Source organism: Acinetobacter pittii (assembly GCF_034064985.1).
Lineage (GTDB): Bacteria > Pseudomonadota > Gammaproteobacteria > Pseudomonadales > Moraxellaceae > Acinetobacter > Acinetobacter pittii_H.
Genome location: NZ_CP139249.1, coordinates 537,043 through 551,413 on the forward strand (window position 1 = coordinate 537,043; position 14,371 = coordinate 551,413).

Below are 14,371 nucleotides of genomic sequence, written 5' to 3' on the forward strand. Positions count from 1 at the left end.
CTTTCTTCCTCTAAATTTAATCTAAAATTCTTAACGTCGGTTTTTTCTTAGTCGATGTTGTTTCAGTTGCTTCTTGTACTTCTGACTCTACTGTATCTTCTATAGGCATTACATTGGCATATTCTTCAGGGTCAAAGAATAAACCTTGTCCATTCTCACGTGCATAAATCCCTAGAACAGCTTGAATAGGAACATAAATATCTTTTGATGCTCCCCCAAAACGAGCTGAAAAGGTAATAACTTCATTGGTAATAAGTAATTGATGAACAGCATGCGGCACAATATTTAAAACAATTTGTCCATCTTTAACAAATTGTTGTGGAACATCGGTATGTGGCTGCGTCGCATCAACTAATAAATAAGGCGTAAGTTGGTTATCACAAATCCATTCATAGATTGCACGAGCAAGATAAGGACGTGTAGGGGTTAAATCAATAGTTTGCTCAGACATATCACGCTATTCCATATTTAATAATTCATTGTAACGGTTTTTCTCTTGAGGCGTCATCGATTTAGCAAAAGAAGGCCGTTCAAAGATACGTTTACAGTACAAAAATATAGGTCGACAGTGCTGTTTTGGTAAATCAATTCCCATGCTATTTAATCTTAAAAAGATAGGGGCAAGCATGCAGTCTAAGATTGTAAAATTCTCAGACATGAAATACGGAAAATGTTGAAATAGGGGTGTAAGTGAAATTAATGTTTCACGTAGTTCTTTTTGAGCTTTTTGCTTTTGTTCGACATTTAGTGAGTCAGCATGTTTTAACATGTGATCTGCTAACTTAAACCAGTCGTTTTCAAGTCTCCAGATATACTGACGCTGTTCTGCACGCATCATAGGTGCATCTGCATAAAGCTTACTTTGACGATAACGATCATCTAAATATTCAGCGATGATAGGCGCTGAAAATAATTTAAGATTTTGTTCGACCAACATCGGTAATTGGTTGTAAGGATTTAAGCTGGCTAAATCTTCGTCTTCATGGTCAGTTATGATCAATTGATATTTAATTTGTTTTTCTGCTAATAAGAAACGAATCCAATGAGAACGGAAATCATCAGCATGACTGTAAAGGGTAATCCCCTGAATAGAGGTGTTTTCGACCGACATATCACAAGACGACGTGGTTGAGTGAATCGATTAGGATACTAAAAATGCTTTAGGAAATCACGGTTCTAAAGAGATAGTTTGTTTATATTTATAAGTTTGTATTTTGTGGCTCTATTTTCATAATAAAAAAGCCTTGGAAAAATCCAAGGCTTTTTGTCCAACTCGATAAACGAATTAACGTTTAGAGAATTGAGGACGTTTACGAGCTTTACGTAAACCAAGTTTCTTACGTTCAACTTCACGAGCATCACGAGTAACGAAACCAGCTTGACGTAGAACAGGTTTTAAAGTTTCGTCAGCAGCGATAAGCGCACGAGTAATACCGTGACGGATCGCGCCAGCTTGACCACCGATACCACCACCTTTAACAGTGATGTAAAGGTCAAACTTTTCAGTAACTTCTAAAAGTTCTAAAGGTTGACGAACAACCATACGAGCAGTTTCACGACCGAAATATTGCTCTAAAGTACGGTTGTTAATAACGAGTTTACCTGTACCAGCTGACAAGAAAACACGTGCAGTTGCGGTCTTACGGCGACCTGTACCATAATTAGTAGCCATGTGCTGTATCCCTTAGATGTCCAAAACTTGTGGCTGTTGAGCAGCATGCGGATGCTCAGTACCAGCGTACACTTTCATTTTTTTGATCATTGCATAACCAAGAGGACCTTTTGGTAACATGCCTTTAACCGCTTTTTCAAGAACAGCTTCAGGTTTGTGAGCGATTAACTTCTCGAAGTTAGTCTCACGGATACCACCAGGGAAACCAGTATGGCGATAATATTTCTTATCAAGTGATTTTTTACCAGTCACTTGAACTTGTTCAGCATTAATCACAACGATGTAATCGCCAGTGTCAACGTGAGGAGTATAAGAAGTTTTGTGCTTACCGCGTAAACGACGAGCGATTTCAGTCGCAAGGCGACCTAAAGTTTTGCCAGAAGCATCAACAACATACCAGTCATGTTGAACTTCAGCTGGCTTAGCGCTGAGAGTTTTCATTAAACCACTACCTATTATAGTTGGTTTGGACTATGGAATCGGTCCAAACAAAAGGAGCGAGCATTCTAAACGAGTTTGTTCAAAGTCACAAGAAAAATCCAGTTTAAGCGAGATAATTTAATCCATAAACTGATGAATGTCAGATATGTTAAAATCAAACAAATTCTTGTTATGTGTCTGGAGTGATTGTGCTGCCATTATATGTCACTTCCGGTGAGCCGGCTGGTATTGGACCAGATATCTGTTTGAGCTTGGCTAAGCGGGTTGATGAACGCCCTGTTGTTATCTTGGGTGACCGAGACTTATTAGAGCAACGTGCCCAAAAAATTGGGGTCGATATTCAATTTATAGAATATACCGGACAGCCTGAATCGTCATCTCTGAATGAACTCTATATAGAACATGTGCCTTTAGAAGCAGCTGTCATTGATGGTCAATTAAACCCAGCTAATGCAGCTTATGTATTAGAGCAACTGCGTCGTTCAGCTGATTATGCAATGTCTGGTAAAAGTGTGGGAGTAGCCACGGCACCCGTGCAAAAATCGGTTATTAATGATGCTGGTATTTTGTTTAGTGGTCACACTGAATACTATCAAGAGTTTGCAGGTGTAGAGCGTGTCGTAATGATGCTTGCAACCAAAACTTTACGTGTCGCCTTAGCAACTACACATTTACCCTTAAGAGATGTAGCGGATGCAATTACCAAAGAGCGATTGCATCAGGTCATTGATATTTTACTGCATGACTTAAAAACTAAATTTAAGATTACAGACCCACGTGTACTCGTGTGTGGTTTAAATCCTCATGCAGGTGAAGATGGTTATTTGGGCCGTGAAGAGATTGAAACCATTAATCCAGTACTCGAAAGTTATCGAGCGCAAGGGTTTAAAATGAGTTTAAGCTTGCCGGCAGATACCTTGTTTACTCCAGAACATCTTAAAAATGCAGACGCTGTACTTGCCATGTACCATGATCAAGGTTTACCTGTGTTAAAATCACAAGGGTTTGGTGAAGCCATCAATATTACATTGGGTTTGCCTTTCATTCGAACTTCGGTTGACCATGGCACTGCGTTGTCTTTGGCTGGGACTGGTTTGGCAAAAAGCTCAAGTTTAAATGTCGCTGTTGATTTAGCTTTATCTTTAGCAGCGAGCTAAATTTTTCATGTTGGAAATGTTCTATGTATCAAATTAATGCCCTAAACCCGAAAGATGAAGGGCATAAAGCTCGTAAACGTTTTGGTCAAAACTTCTTACATGATCAGCGAGTCATTGCCAAAATTGTGCGTTCTGTAAGTCCGCGTACAGGCGACAATATTGTCGAGATTGGACCTGGTTTAGCTGCCTTAACATCTCCTTTAATTGGGGAGTGTGATGCATTAACAGTAGTAGAGCTAGATCGTGACTTAGCTGCGGGGTTACCAGAACGTGTTCCACATCCTGAACGTTTGACGATTATAGAAGCTGACGCATTAAAGTATGACTTTAGCGAACTGGTAAAAGATGGCCGACCATTACGTGTAGTCGGTAACTTACCTTATAACATTTCAACCCCATTACTTTTTCATCTCTTGGAATTTGGCAGCAAAGTTAAAGATATGCACTTTATGCTGCAAAAAGAGGTGGTTGACCGTATTACTGCTGAACCGAATACAAAAGAATATGGACGCTTGTCGGTAATGATTCAATATTACTGTCAACCAACATTTTTATTTGAGGTGCCGGCTGGGGCATTTAACCCGCCACCTAAAGTAACGAGTGCTGTTTTCCGCCTTGTTCCTTATGATCAAAAGCCAATTACAGCAAAAGATGAAAAAGCTTTAGCTCGACTGGTTGCCCATGTATTTACTCAGCGCCGCAAAACATTAAGAAACAGTCTTAAAGGTATGATTGCAGAAGATGGCTTTGAAAAAGCTGGTGTTGATCCGATGGCTCGTCCAGAGACCTTAACACTTGCCCAATTTGTTGCTTTAGCCGATCAAATGGTGACGTAAATGACTAAGCGTTTTAACTATGTTATTGGCGATGTGCAGGGGTGTTTTGAAGCTCTAAAAGCCTTGCTTAAAGAAATACGTTTTGATCCAGATCAAGACTTTTTATGGTTTGCTGGTGATTTAGTCGCACGTGGTGAAAACTCGGTAGGAGCATTGCGTTTTATTAAAAAGCTTGTAGATCGTGGAGCTGCTGCAACTGTACTTGGAAATCATGACCTGACTTTAATTGCGGGTGCGCGTGGTTTAAAAGAGATTAAAGCAAAAGATCGTACCCAAGATGTTATTGATGCGATTGATGGTGATGAGTTAATCGATTGGTTACGTAAACAGCCATTATGCTTATTTCCAAACGAGCAGACAATTCTTACTCATGCAGGTATTCCTTGCATTTGGGATGCACAAAAAACTGCTAAGCTGGCAAAAGAAGTTGAGGCGGTACTGTCACATCAAGATTTATCTGTCTTGGATGCTTTTTTAGCAGAAATGTATGGCTCAAAACCTGATTTGTGGGAAGACAACTTAGCTGGTTCAGCGCGTTTACGTTGTATTACCAATTATTTGACTCGCATGCGTTTAACCAACGCAGAAGGGGCTTTAGAGTTTACTTTTAAAGATGCTCTAGATGCGCCAATGCCAGAAGGCTATCTACCTTGGTTTGAATTTCCAAGCAAAGCTGCTCAGACTCATCAGATTATTTTTGGTCATTGGGCTGCGCTAGAAGGTAGAACTATTAATGAGCAGATCCAGAATATTGATGGCGGCTGTGTATGGGGACGAAAGTTAATGGCTTATCGCCTTGAAGACAAAGAAATCTTTGCTGTCGAAAATCCTGTACAAATATAGGAAAAGCCATGCTTTTCACGAGCACAAGACGAGAGTTGTGCCCGTGTGAAAGTAAAAAAGCCGCATAAGCGGCTTTTTTTATTGGGAACTCTTATTCTACTCGAATCCAGATTTGATTACGCCCTAAAGCTGAAACTCCGAGATAACCGCGCATATGTAAGCGTTTGCCAGTTGAGCTAAGCTTCGCCTTAAGACCGTAAACTTTGCCAGTATTCGGATCTAAAATTTTACCACCCGTATAGTTAAGTCCATCTGTCTGTTTTAAACCCGTTGCGATATCCAGACCTAAAATCGGTTTATTGGTATATGGCGCAGGGCAGTTATCACAAATTTCTTTAGGCGTATAACCGGGGCGTGGCGTAAGTTTGACAATTTTTCCGGCATATGTCCCGTTCGTTTCTTTTCGTATTTCTACCTGTGCTTTGGGAGCACCTGTCTTATCATCAATTGTTTGCCAGAGACCTGTAATATCTGCTGCGAATGTAGCAGTATTAATCCCCAATAAGAGCAGAGCTCCAATAAAAATTTTCCCCATAATTAAAAATCCTTTTAACTTTGAAAGGTCATCTTATTTGGAATTGATAGACCGTTCAATGTTTATTTAATCAACTTCTTAATTATGGTGTTCCAAAAGACAACATTAATGTTGGTAGCCAAATTGCAGTAAATACGCCATTCAATGCCATACCAAATGCAGCATAACGACCTGCGACAGGTCCACGTTGCCAAGCTTGAGCTGTTCCAATGGCGTGTGCAGCTAAACCTAAGGCTAAACCTGATGCTCTCTCATCATGAATATGTTTAAGTAAGAATGGTGAGAATGCAGCGCCAATTACCCCAGACAAAATAACAATGAGGGTCACAAGTGTTTCAGGAGCATGTAATAAAGTTGCGATGTTCAGAGCAATTGGAGTAGTTACTGCACGGGTGGCAAATGCAAGGATGGTAGGTTCGGACATATGTAACAAGTATGCTAGTCCCATAGGTAGGGCAACGGCGCTAATACTTGCAAAAAGTAAAATACCAATGACCGATTTAATTGGAAGATCATCGTAGCGCATTGCAGCTAAAGGAATGGCTAAGGCGACAGTGACATAACCTAATAGATGACCAAATAAGTCATTCACATAAAGACGATACTGCTCATATGGCACATGCAAAACTGAAAGTAATCCAATTACAATGAACATGCCGAAAACTAGAAGTGGAACTTGCGGAAAACGTCGGTTTAAAGGCTTTGCACAAAGATAACCAATGAATGTGATCAAAAATCCGTATAAAATCGTAAACATCTTATTCTCCTTATAACCAACGTTTTGCCATTTTTGCATAAACCCACAAAGGTATAAGGGTGCTGACTACTAAGACCAAAAGAAATAATGGAATTTCCTTACCCATATGTACAAGCATAATTAATGAACCTGCACAGATGGGTAAAAAAGCGAAACCACTTTCTTTCATGATTTTATTATTGGTATCGACTATTCGAAGTGGAATTTTTTTAAACTTTCTCCAAATAAGTAAAATAATAAGTAAGCTGATTAGACCGACCAGATTACCTAATTCTGGATGACCAAAAGCACGCATGACGATGACAGAGCCTTCACGAAAACCAATAATGAGTAGTAATGTAATTGCCCATGCTGTCCAGTCTATACTTTTGATCTTATCCATATTTTTTATCTCTAAAAGTTTACTTATCAAGTTTTAACTGATATCGCCCTTGATTTCAAACTCTTCCAAGGGGCGCTTAAATTGACTCGCGTGTTCTCCCAATATTTCATCTAATGGAAGTTTTGCTTGGCGAATCAGCTTTTCTAACTTATGTGGTGCAATCTTCACATCAATATGTAGTAAGCCTGCATCATCATAATGTTCAGACTCAATCACATTTAAAGCATAAAGTTGAGTGCGCAATTTGCCATAAGCTGGTTTAAGCACGAGAGAAAACTTTTGAATTTGACCCATTAAGCATTCTTGTACTGCTTTTTGGAGCAATTCTAGGCCTTGGCCAGAATGAGCCGAAACGTAAACTCGATCTGGGACGTGTGGCTCAGCATAAATAATTTTGGCTTCTTCACCGCTCAGGTCAATTTTGTTATATACCCGAAGTACGGGAGCATCAGCGCCAATTTCTTTTAATACACCTTCTACTGCTTCAATTTGGTCGAGCATGTCATGGCTATTACTATCAATAACATGCAGTAAGAGGGTAGCTTCAAGGGTTTCTTCAAGGGTTGCTTTGAATGATTCAACCAAATCATGTTGTAAGTTTCGTACAAAACCTACGGTGTCCGCGAGCACAACAGTGCCAATACCATCCCAGTCTAAACGACGTAAGGTTGGATCAAGTGTTGCAAACAGTTGATCGGCTGCGTAGACATCACTATTAGCTAAAATATTAAATAAAGTGGATTTACCAGCGTTGGTATAACCTACTAATGAAACCGTTGGAATAGCTGCTTTTTGTCTTGCAGCACGCCCTTGCATACGAGTCTGTTGTACTTTATCTAATTTATCTTTTAATTGGGTAATACGAACACGAATGAGACGGCGATCTGTCTCTAGTTGTGTTTCACCGGGACCACGTAAGCCGATACCACCTTTTTGTTGTTCAAAGTCGGCAGACCAACCACGAATAAGACGAGTAGATAAATGTTTCAGCTGGGCAAGTTCGACCTGTAACTTACCTTCATGCGTACGGGCACGCAGCGCAAAAATATCTAAAATCAAGCCTGTGCGGTCAATAACTCGGCATTTTAATATTCTTTCTAAATTTCGTTCTTGAGCAGGTGATAACGCATGGTCAAAGATAACCAGACTCGCTTCTAGTTCCTGAACTTGCTCTGCAATTTCTTCGACTTTTCCTGAACCAATAAAAAATTTAGGATTAGGCTTATTACGCTGAACCTTAATATGTTCAAGGATATCTGCACCAGCAGACTGTGCAAGTAGAGCAAACTCTTCGGCATCCAGATCATCTAATAATTGTACAGAAACACTCACTAAGATTGTGCGTTCACCGCCTTGATGCCGATCAACATATTCCACGTGGCTATAAATCCTGAAAATGGGAAAACTTTATTCTAGAGGAAACTTAAGCAAAAGGGGAAAGCGTTTGTTCTTATCCTTTAGATTAGTTATATGAGATCAGTCTAGTGTTCAGATTTATTTTATTTGCCGTTCTCTATCGTCAATGCAAGTTTATTACGAAACGTATAGAATGACTTGAGATGGGTATAACAATGATTAATCGTTAGTGAAATTTTATGGCTCAAACGCAAAGTATAGTTAATTCAACGTTAAAGAAATTATCAAAAATAGGTTTATACGGAAAAAAGGTCACTTCTGCCACGGCCGCAATTAGTGAAGGTTTTTATCTAGTTTATCGACATGGGCTTTATAAAGATCCTAATAATCCTGTTAATACACGTTATGTCCAATACTTTTGCCGCCGTTTATGTCAGGTTTTTAATTTAGATATAGAAGTACATGGCACAATTCCTAGAGAACCTGCTTTATGGGTAAGTAATCATATTTCTTGGCTAGATGTTGCGGTTCTAGGTTCAGGTGCGCGAGTTTTCTTTCTGGCTAAAGCTGAAATTGAAAATTGGCCTATTCTTGGAAATTTAGCCAAAAGTGGTGGAACGTTATTTATTAAGCGTGGATCTGGCGATTCCGTCAGAATTCGTGAGCAAATTGCTGAATTTTTAAAACAGAATATCCCAGTATTATTTTTCCCTGAAGCGACAACTACAGATGGACATTCTGTTAAAAAAGTACATGGAAGATTACTAGGGGCAGCGATTGAAGCACAGCGTCCAGTACAGGTTTGTTTGATTTGTTATGTAAACCGCGATGGGCAACTAGATACAGTTGCGCCATTCATTGGTGACATGACATTTGCCGAACATATTCAACGTGTACTTGAAATGCCTAAAGTAACAGCTCATCTGTTAACTTTGCCTCCTATTTCAGTGGAAGGGCATGATGTCAAAAGTCTAACGCGTGAAGTGCAAGAAAAAATGGTAGAAGGTTTGGCTCAACTACATCAGAAAGTACTTAAGCCAAAAAATTAATTACATAAATCCTTCAAGTGGCAGCCATGAAAGAAATTTCATGCCTGCTTTTTGCCACCATTTCATCTCAGGTTCCTGTCTATAAATTACAGGACCATTCGGAGTTTCTTGCTGCCAATAAATATGGTTATTAGTGTCGAGCTTTAATTTATAAGCATACTTATTCAAATTTTCATCCATTGTATGGTGAATCGTCTTAGCCAGCGATGGGCTATCTAAAATCACACCAATTTCAGTATTTAAGTAAGCTGAGCGCGGATCAAAGTTAAATGAACCAATAAAAACCTGCTCATCTAATGCCATCAGTTTAGTATGCAAACTTGATCGGCTTAGCCCTTTCATATTTACTTTAGCTTTAGTGGCAAGCTCATCTGTATTTTTATTTAAATCTCTTTTATCTGGTGTTGGTAAAAATTCATAAAGTTGTACGCCGTTTTTAAGCAATTCTTTACGGTATTTTCCATAAAAGGCATGTACAACAGCAACGTCATTCGCCTTAAAAGAATTCGTTAAAACTCGAACTTCAACACCCTCTTTAGCAAGCGTGCCTAAAATTTTGGCACCTTGTTTCTCAGGAATAAAATAAGCTGAGATTAAATCAACGTTACTTTCTGGTTTTTCCAAATGATTAATTAATTGGAAGTTGAGGTGTTCTTCCTTCTTAGCTTTTGATTTGATTTTATCGGGCGAGTCTTTTACAACTTCTGCTTTTACCCAATCGAATTGAATATTGCGATTTAACCATTGATCAAATGCATGAGATTTTGACGTTAAGTTTAGAAAGTTTTGAACGGTAGCTTGTTGGTAGTGCGCTTCAAGCTGCTCTTTTAATCCTTCATAGCGTAATCGGTGTTGCTCAGGACTTACAATACTTTGAACTGAATATGCATATTCATGATTCCAGTAATCATCAAACGAATTTACGATATCATCGACAGCAGCACCTACCAACATTACATCGACATCAGAAAACTGATAGCTATCGCTTACATTGTAATATTGATTGGTCATGTTGCGCCCGCCAATAAGGGCAACCTCATTGTCGGCAATAAAGCTTTTATTGTGCATACGACGATTAATACGTTTTAGATCAAGCACCATATCCATCGCACGATATTTGCGGAAACGATAGGGATTAAAAAGCTTAACTTCAATATTTTTATGCTGAGAAAGGGCTAGTAAAATCCCTTCCATTTTTTTTGCATTATTGTCATCAATAAGAAGTCGGACTTTTACACCTCGATCAGCTGCACGAATAATAGCGTGCAACGCTAAAGCACCAACTTTGTCATTATCCCAAATGTAATACTGTAAATCTAAAGTCTTTTCGGCTTTATCAATTAATCTGAGTCGGGCAGCTAGGGCCTCCAATGGATCATTTAGAACATGGAAACCCGTTAACTTAGGATTTTGTTGACGTAAAGGTGTAATAATTTTGGCAAGTGAAGTCTCAGAAGTATCAATATCCTTGGCATATTGCACAGGCTCAACACCATGTTTTGGCAGAGTACTACATCCTGTCAAACCCACAGCAAAACTTGAACATAGGACTATAGAGGCTTTTATCAAAAAGCCTTTAGCTTGTTGATTCGTTTGAAGCTGTTTGGAATGAAAGGATTGTGCCATAATCAGTACATACGATAAGGTGAGCTAGAGTATAATTCGTGCATATTGAAAGATAAATATTGAATTTGATTACTAGCAATCAATATAAGATAAGTCGAGAGTCGTAATGTGGAATCCAAATTCAATCATTTTTTGTTTTTACTTTATTTTTTCAATACTTGCTCTATGGGGAATTTCTGAGGCTTGGATTCATCAATCTCGAACCGAGACGATTCATCCATTTAAAGCTTTTGTGCATTTACTCGCATTTTATCTCTCTTATCTACTTATTCCTCTCTGGTTTTTTAATTTATATGCTGCTTGGATTGGTTACTACTCAATTCATCAAGGTATTTTTATCTTTTTCTTAAGTGGTGTTTTAATTTATGCCCGATTTATCGAGCCTCATCTAGTCCGTGTAGATACTCATCAATATCGCCTAAATCCAGATCGTAGTTTTGATAAGCCAGTAAAAGTAGCTCTAATTGCAGATTTACATATTGGTTTATTTTCAGGGCATGAACGTCAGCTCAAAACCATAGTTAGAAAATTAAATGAACAGCAACCTGATTTAGTCGTTGTCGCTGGCGACTGGACATATGAGCCAGAAGATAGACTGATTGAAGAGTTAAGTGTTTTAAAAGAAATTCAGGCACCTGTATATTCGGTTCCGGGAAACCATGATGAGCAATATCCTGGCCCACCGATTCAACAATTATTAAAAGATGCTCTATTTTATAATGAAGTCATTGATATCGAAGGAAAAATTGTTGATTTTGAAGAATTTCGCTTGATTGGTATTGGTGATCTCTGGGCAGGAAAAACCGATATGCGTTCTATGCCAGATTTCCCCCAAGACAAGCCTTGGTTAATTTTGTCTCATAATCCAGATACGGTTGACATGGTACCTAAATTACCGAGTCGACCATTAATGTTATCTGGGCATACTCATGGTGGGCAGGTGGAGCTCCCATGGCTGACTAACTATATTATGAAAAAAGTATCAATTTTAGGTCACAAACGTGGATTTTACTCTCACGAACATGCGGATGTTTTTGTTACCGTTGGCACAGGAATGGTCGGAATCCCTTTACGTTTCAGAGTGCCACCGACCATTGATATTATTGAGCTAGTTTAAAATAAAAAGCCAATCACGTAGGATTGGCTTTTTTATGAATTAAATTTACTTATGGAATAACGATAATGGCAACACGTCGGTTAATTGCACGATTTTCATTGGTTGTATTTGGAACATAAGGTTGTGTTGAACCACGACCAATCACATAAATATTTTCTTTTTTGAATCCGCGAGCTAAGAAAAGGTTTGCTACACTTTGTGCACGTTCTTCAGATAGCTTCTGATTATAGGTAGCATCACCAACATCATCAGTGTGACCAACAATCTTTAATTTATTCAGATCATATTTATTCAATTGATTGGCTAGACGTACTAACTCAGCTTCATGACTTTGTTTTAACTCTGCATTATTAAAGTCAAATAACAAACGTTCTGGTAAACCTAAAGTCCATCCCTCATCAGTAAGAACGAAACCTTCTTTTTTGAGCAATTTTACTTGACGATATTTTAATGGTCCAAAACTCAGGCACCCTGCAAGAGTAATGCATAGCAATGCAATAAAGGAGAGTTTTAAAGATCTTGTATTCATAGATTAGCCTAAATTTATTTTTCAGGTTTATAGATAAACCAGTGTTCATCCGAATTTTTAGCCTTATACATTGCTTGATCTGCTTGCATAATGAAATCTTCGGGGCTAGATGCAAATTGTGATAAAGCAATACCTACACTAAAACTGAAGTAAATCGTTTGACCATTCAGATGCAAAGGTTCTTTACAGCTTTCGAGTAAATTTTCAGCAATAGATATTAAATGATCAGCATGACTAATGGAATGCAAAATGACAGCAAATTCGTCGCCACCTAACCGAGCAATAAAATCTTGATGACGTAGACGAGTTTGCAGTCGATTCGCCATTTCTTTTAAAACTTTATCTCCAGCTAAATGGCCAAATTGGTCATTAATCGACTTGAAGTTGTTGTTATCTATAAATAATAAAGCAGACTTATTGTCGAAACCTTTATCTTCAAACATGTCTAAAAGTATTTGATAAAAATAATGTCTATTAGGCAATAAGGTAAGCTGGTCGTGATGAGCCTGAAAGGATAATTTACGATTTTCCTTTTGTAGCTGATTATCCCATATCTGAATTTCTTCAAGTAACTCGTTAAAAACGGTATTTAAATCTTGAAATTCTTTAATTCGATTATAAGGGAAACGAAGATTATAAGCTTTTTGTTCACTTACAATTTGAGCAATATTAGTAAGTGGATAAATAGCCTGCATAATTTGACGATACGTTAAGTTTACTGACCACCACAAAGCGCAAACAATAAACAACATCGCTATCGCAAGCCCGACCATAATCATTTTGAGGAACTGCAATATTTTTTCAGAACTACCAAAAAGTGTGAGTTCACCTACATTTTGTTCATGGTGATAAATTGTAAGATGAACAGGCTCATTTAAAAACCAATGATCAAACCAGCCTTCTAAAATTGACGTTTGACTTGATAATTTAAAACTTTGGGCAATTAAATGATGTTCAGAATCATAAATATGAATAGTACGAATTGAATGGTCATTCGTATACTCATTTAAAATTTGCTCTATGGTAATTTTATCATTAAACACCACAGCGGGCTGGATACGCTCTAATAGCGTATGGCTAAGCAATTGCAAATTTTGTTTAGCGTAAGTTTCCATTGTAAAAACAGAAATTGATACAAACGTAAAAGAGCAAATAAAAAAGGTGATAGCAAAAATAGTAAATTGAGATTTTCTAAATAATGCATGCAGTGAAGTGGATTGATACAACTTTGATATCATTATCCTTACTCCGCATTCTTAGCCAAGAGTAATACTCTCGGATCAATATGAACTTTGGAGTGACTTAAAGCGTCTAAGTTAACTTTAAAGGTAGTGTAATTATTCTGATTATATAAACAAAAGATACTTCCTATTTCGCACTCTGGATTATTAATGCTTAAAGAAAGTAAAGAATGATAAGGATAATTTTGAATAAGATTCTGTTGTTGCTGGGGAGACGTAGTAGAAAAATAAACAGCCTGACAATGTGATCGAGCAAAATCTTTCGCATTTACAGTTTGAACACGATAATTATAAGACATTTGCTGGATATAAGATTGAAAAGTAGATGTGATTGAAGGGTTATCAATAACACAAAGAGTAGGCGTGTTTACATTCTCCCATTTACTGTAGCTTAGAATAGATAAAGTAAGCACATAGAAGTTATGTTTTGAATTGGCATAGCAAGGCGCACTCGTAGCAAACACTACAAGTATGCAAACAAATACTTTTTTAGCGAACTGCCACATGATGAGTTAATGCCAAACTATTGCACGAATAATCTATTCTACATGAAGTTGATAACGTAAAAAAAGTTTAATATCTCATCTAAAAGTGACCAAAAAGCCTAAAAAGTAGACAAGTGATAATATTAAATGAAAAAAGGGGTTGCAAAGGGGATGAGATGGTCTATAATGCACATCCATCGGCGGTGATGTAGATAGAAACTTGTTGAAAAACAGTTACTTGTGATTAGATTGGTTGCTTTAAGTGATGAATTTGATGGTAAGTTGGTTTTGAGAATAAGTTTTAAAAATATCGAAATTACCTGTTGACTTTTAAGAGATTAAGAG

17 protein-coding genes are annotated in these 14,371 nt (G+C 37.8%); 5 read left to right on the plus strand and 12 right to left on the minus strand.

From position 1 onward, the window contains the following. Positions 1 to 16: 16 nt before the first annotated feature. The 4 genes from sspB to rplM form a co-directional block, all read right to left on the minus strand. Positions 17 to 451 (minus strand): ClpXP protease specificity-enhancing factor, encoded by a 435-nt coding sequence (sspB, locus tag SOI76_RS02590; protein WP_104080804.1) that lies wholly within the window; start codon positions 449 to 451, stop codon positions 17 to 19. A 6-nt stretch (positions 452 to 457) separates the two neighbouring features. Next, positions 458 to 1,111 carry a glutathione S-transferase N-terminal domain-containing protein gene (sspA, locus tag SOI76_RS02595; protein ID WP_005065247.1) on the minus strand — a complete coding sequence of 218 codons (654 nt, stop codon included), beginning with the start codon at positions 1,109 to 1,111 and terminating at the stop codon, positions 458 to 460. A gap of 174 nt (positions 1,112 to 1,285) precedes the next feature. Next, complete coding sequence (rpsI, locus tag SOI76_RS02600) at positions 1,286 to 1,672, minus strand: 30S ribosomal protein S9 (RefSeq protein ID WP_002048725.1); 387 nt, start codon at positions 1,670 to 1,672, stop codon at positions 1,286 to 1,288. Positions 1,673 to 1,684: 12 nt separating this feature from the next. Continuing rightward, entirely contained in the window at positions 1,685 to 2,113 is a 429-nt protein-coding gene (gene rplM / locus SOI76_RS02605; protein WP_002117832.1) for a 50S ribosomal protein L13, read from the minus strand. A 173-nt stretch (positions 2,114 to 2,286) separates the two neighbouring features. Here rplM and pdxA point away from each other — a divergent pair, with 173 nt between their 5' ends. The 3 genes from pdxA to apaH are packed head-to-tail and all read left to right on the plus strand — an operon-like array spanning position 2,287 to position 4,949. Next, positions 2,287 to 3,270, plus strand: coding sequence for a 4-hydroxythreonine-4-phosphate dehydrogenase PdxA (gene pdxA, locus SOI76_RS02610; protein ID WP_080777169.1), 984 nt, complete (start codon positions 2,287 to 2,289; stop codon positions 3,268 to 3,270). 23 nt (positions 3,271 to 3,293) lie between these two features. Next, positions 3,294 to 4,106, plus strand: a complete 813-nt coding sequence (gene rsmA / locus SOI76_RS02615; RefSeq protein WP_104080805.1) for a 16S rRNA (adenine(1518)-N(6)/adenine(1519)-N(6))-dimethyltransferase RsmA — start codon at positions 3,294 to 3,296, stop codon at positions 4,104 to 4,106. Next, entirely contained in the window at positions 4,107 to 4,949 is an 843-nt protein-coding gene (gene apaH, locus SOI76_RS02620) for a symmetrical bis(5'-nucleosyl)-tetraphosphatase (protein ID WP_104080806.1), read from the plus strand. 91 nt (positions 4,950 to 5,040) lie between these two features. Here the strand turns inward: apaH and SOI76_RS02625 are convergent, their stop codons facing one another. From SOI76_RS02625 to hflX, 4 genes are all read right to left on the minus strand, one after another. After that, positions 5,041 to 5,484 (minus strand): DUF2147 domain-containing protein, encoded by a 444-nt coding sequence (locus SOI76_RS02625; protein WP_064785775.1) that lies wholly within the window; start codon positions 5,482 to 5,484, stop codon positions 5,041 to 5,043. Positions 5,485 to 5,566: 82 nt separating this feature from the next. Further along, a complete protein-coding gene (gene lrgB / locus SOI76_RS02630) occupies positions 5,567 to 6,241 on the minus strand; it encodes an LrgB family protein (protein ID WP_104080807.1) in 675 nt (224 codons plus the stop codon). 10 nt (positions 6,242 to 6,251) lie between these two features. Further along, a complete protein-coding gene (locus SOI76_RS02635) occupies positions 6,252 to 6,623 on the minus strand; it encodes a hypothetical protein (RefSeq protein ID WP_104080808.1) in 372 nt (123 codons plus the stop codon). Between the two features lie 33 nt (positions 6,624 to 6,656). Further along, positions 6,657 to 8,000 (minus strand): ribosome rescue GTPase HflX, encoded by a 1,344-nt coding sequence (gene hflX, locus SOI76_RS02640; RefSeq protein WP_104080809.1) that lies wholly within the window; start codon positions 7,998 to 8,000, stop codon positions 6,657 to 6,659. Between the two features lie 218 nt (positions 8,001 to 8,218). Here hflX and plsC point away from each other — a divergent pair, with 218 nt between their 5' ends. Continuing rightward, a complete protein-coding gene (gene plsC, locus SOI76_RS02645; RefSeq protein WP_005804926.1) occupies positions 8,219 to 9,028 on the plus strand; it encodes a lysophospholipid acyltransferase family protein in 810 nt (269 codons plus the stop codon). On the opposite strand, the gene plD is transcribed toward plsC, so the two are convergent. Beyond that, positions 9,029 to 10,654: a phospholipase D family protein gene (gene plD, locus SOI76_RS02650; protein WP_104080810.1), complete on the minus strand. Its 1,626-nt coding sequence runs from the start codon at positions 10,652 to 10,654 to the stop codon at positions 9,029 to 9,031. It abuts the gene before it with no gap. Positions 10,655 to 10,760: 106 nt separating this feature from the next. Here plD and SOI76_RS02655 point away from each other — a divergent pair, with 106 nt between their 5' ends. Continuing rightward, positions 10,761 to 11,771, plus strand: a complete 1,011-nt coding sequence (locus SOI76_RS02655; protein ID WP_104080811.1) for a metallophosphoesterase — start codon at positions 10,761 to 10,763, stop codon at positions 11,769 to 11,771. Between the two features lie 49 nt (positions 11,772 to 11,820). On the opposite strand, the gene psaB is transcribed toward SOI76_RS02655, so the two are convergent. The 3 genes from psaB to SOI76_RS02670 are packed head-to-tail and all read right to left on the minus strand — an operon-like array spanning position 11,821 to position 14,047. Then, the gene (gene psaB, locus SOI76_RS02660; RefSeq protein ID WP_057075593.1) at positions 11,821 to 12,300 is read right to left on the minus strand and encodes an OmpA family protein; all 480 of its coding nucleotides are present in this window, start codon (positions 12,298 to 12,300) and stop codon (positions 11,821 to 11,823) included. Positions 12,301 to 12,314: 14 nt separating this feature from the next. Further along, positions 12,315 to 13,538, minus strand: a complete 1,224-nt coding sequence (locus SOI76_RS02665) for a diguanylate cyclase domain-containing protein (protein WP_205668489.1) — start codon at positions 13,536 to 13,538, stop codon at positions 12,315 to 12,317. A 5-nt stretch (positions 13,539 to 13,543) separates the two neighbouring features. Then, entirely contained in the window at positions 13,544 to 14,047 is a 504-nt protein-coding gene (locus SOI76_RS02670) for a YfiR family protein (protein ID WP_057075591.1), read from the minus strand. Positions 14,048 to 14,371 lie beyond the last annotated feature (324 nt).

Bases quoted from the DNA above. Each gene is read 5' to 3' on its own strand.
- sspB (WP_104080804.1), bottom strand. From the start codon at position 451: ATGTCTGAGCAAACTATTGATTTAACCCCTACACGTCCTTATCTTGCT.
- sspA (WP_005065247.1), bottom strand. From the start codon at position 1,111: ATGTCGGTCGAAAACACCTCTATTCAGGGGATTACCCTTTACAGTCAT.
- rpsI (WP_002048725.1), bottom strand. From the start codon at position 1,672: ATGGCTACTAATTATGGTACAGGTCGCCGTAAGACCGCAACTGCACGT.
- rplM (WP_002117832.1), bottom strand. From the start codon at position 2,113: ATGAAAACTCTCAGCGCTAAGCCAGCTGAAGTTCAACATGACTGGTAT.
- rsmA (WP_104080805.1), top strand. From the start codon at position 3,294: ATGTATCAAATTAATGCCCTAAACCCGAAAGATGAAGGGCATAAAGCT.
- apaH (WP_104080806.1), top strand. From the start codon at position 4,107: ATGACTAAGCGTTTTAACTATGTTATTGGCGATGTGCAGGGGTGTTTT.
- SOI76_RS02625 (WP_064785775.1), bottom strand. From the start codon at position 5,484: ATGGGGAAAATTTTTATTGGAGCTCTGCTCTTATTGGGGATTAATACT.
- lrgB (WP_104080807.1), bottom strand. From the start codon at position 6,241: ATGTTTACGATTTTATACGGATTTTTGATCACATTCATTGGTTATCTT.
- SOI76_RS02635 (WP_104080808.1), bottom strand. From the start codon at position 6,623: ATGGATAAGATCAAAAGTATAGACTGGACAGCATGGGCAATTACATTA.
- plsC (WP_005804926.1), top strand. From the start codon at position 8,219: ATGGCTCAAACGCAAAGTATAGTTAATTCAACGTTAAAGAAATTATCA.
- plD (WP_104080810.1), bottom strand. From the start codon at position 10,654: ATGGCACAATCCTTTCATTCCAAACAGCTTCAAACGAATCAACAAGCT.
- SOI76_RS02655 (WP_104080811.1), top strand. From the start codon at position 10,761: ATGTGGAATCCAAATTCAATCATTTTTTGTTTTTACTTTATTTTTTCA.
- psaB (WP_057075593.1), bottom strand. From the start codon at position 12,300: ATGAATACAAGATCTTTAAAACTCTCCTTTATTGCATTGCTATGCATT.
- SOI76_RS02665 (WP_205668489.1), bottom strand. From the start codon at position 13,538: ATGATATCAAAGTTGTATCAATCCACTTCACTGCATGCATTATTTAGA.
- SOI76_RS02670 (WP_057075591.1), bottom strand. From the start codon at position 14,047: ATGTGGCAGTTCGCTAAAAAAGTATTTGTTTGCATACTTGTAGTGTTT.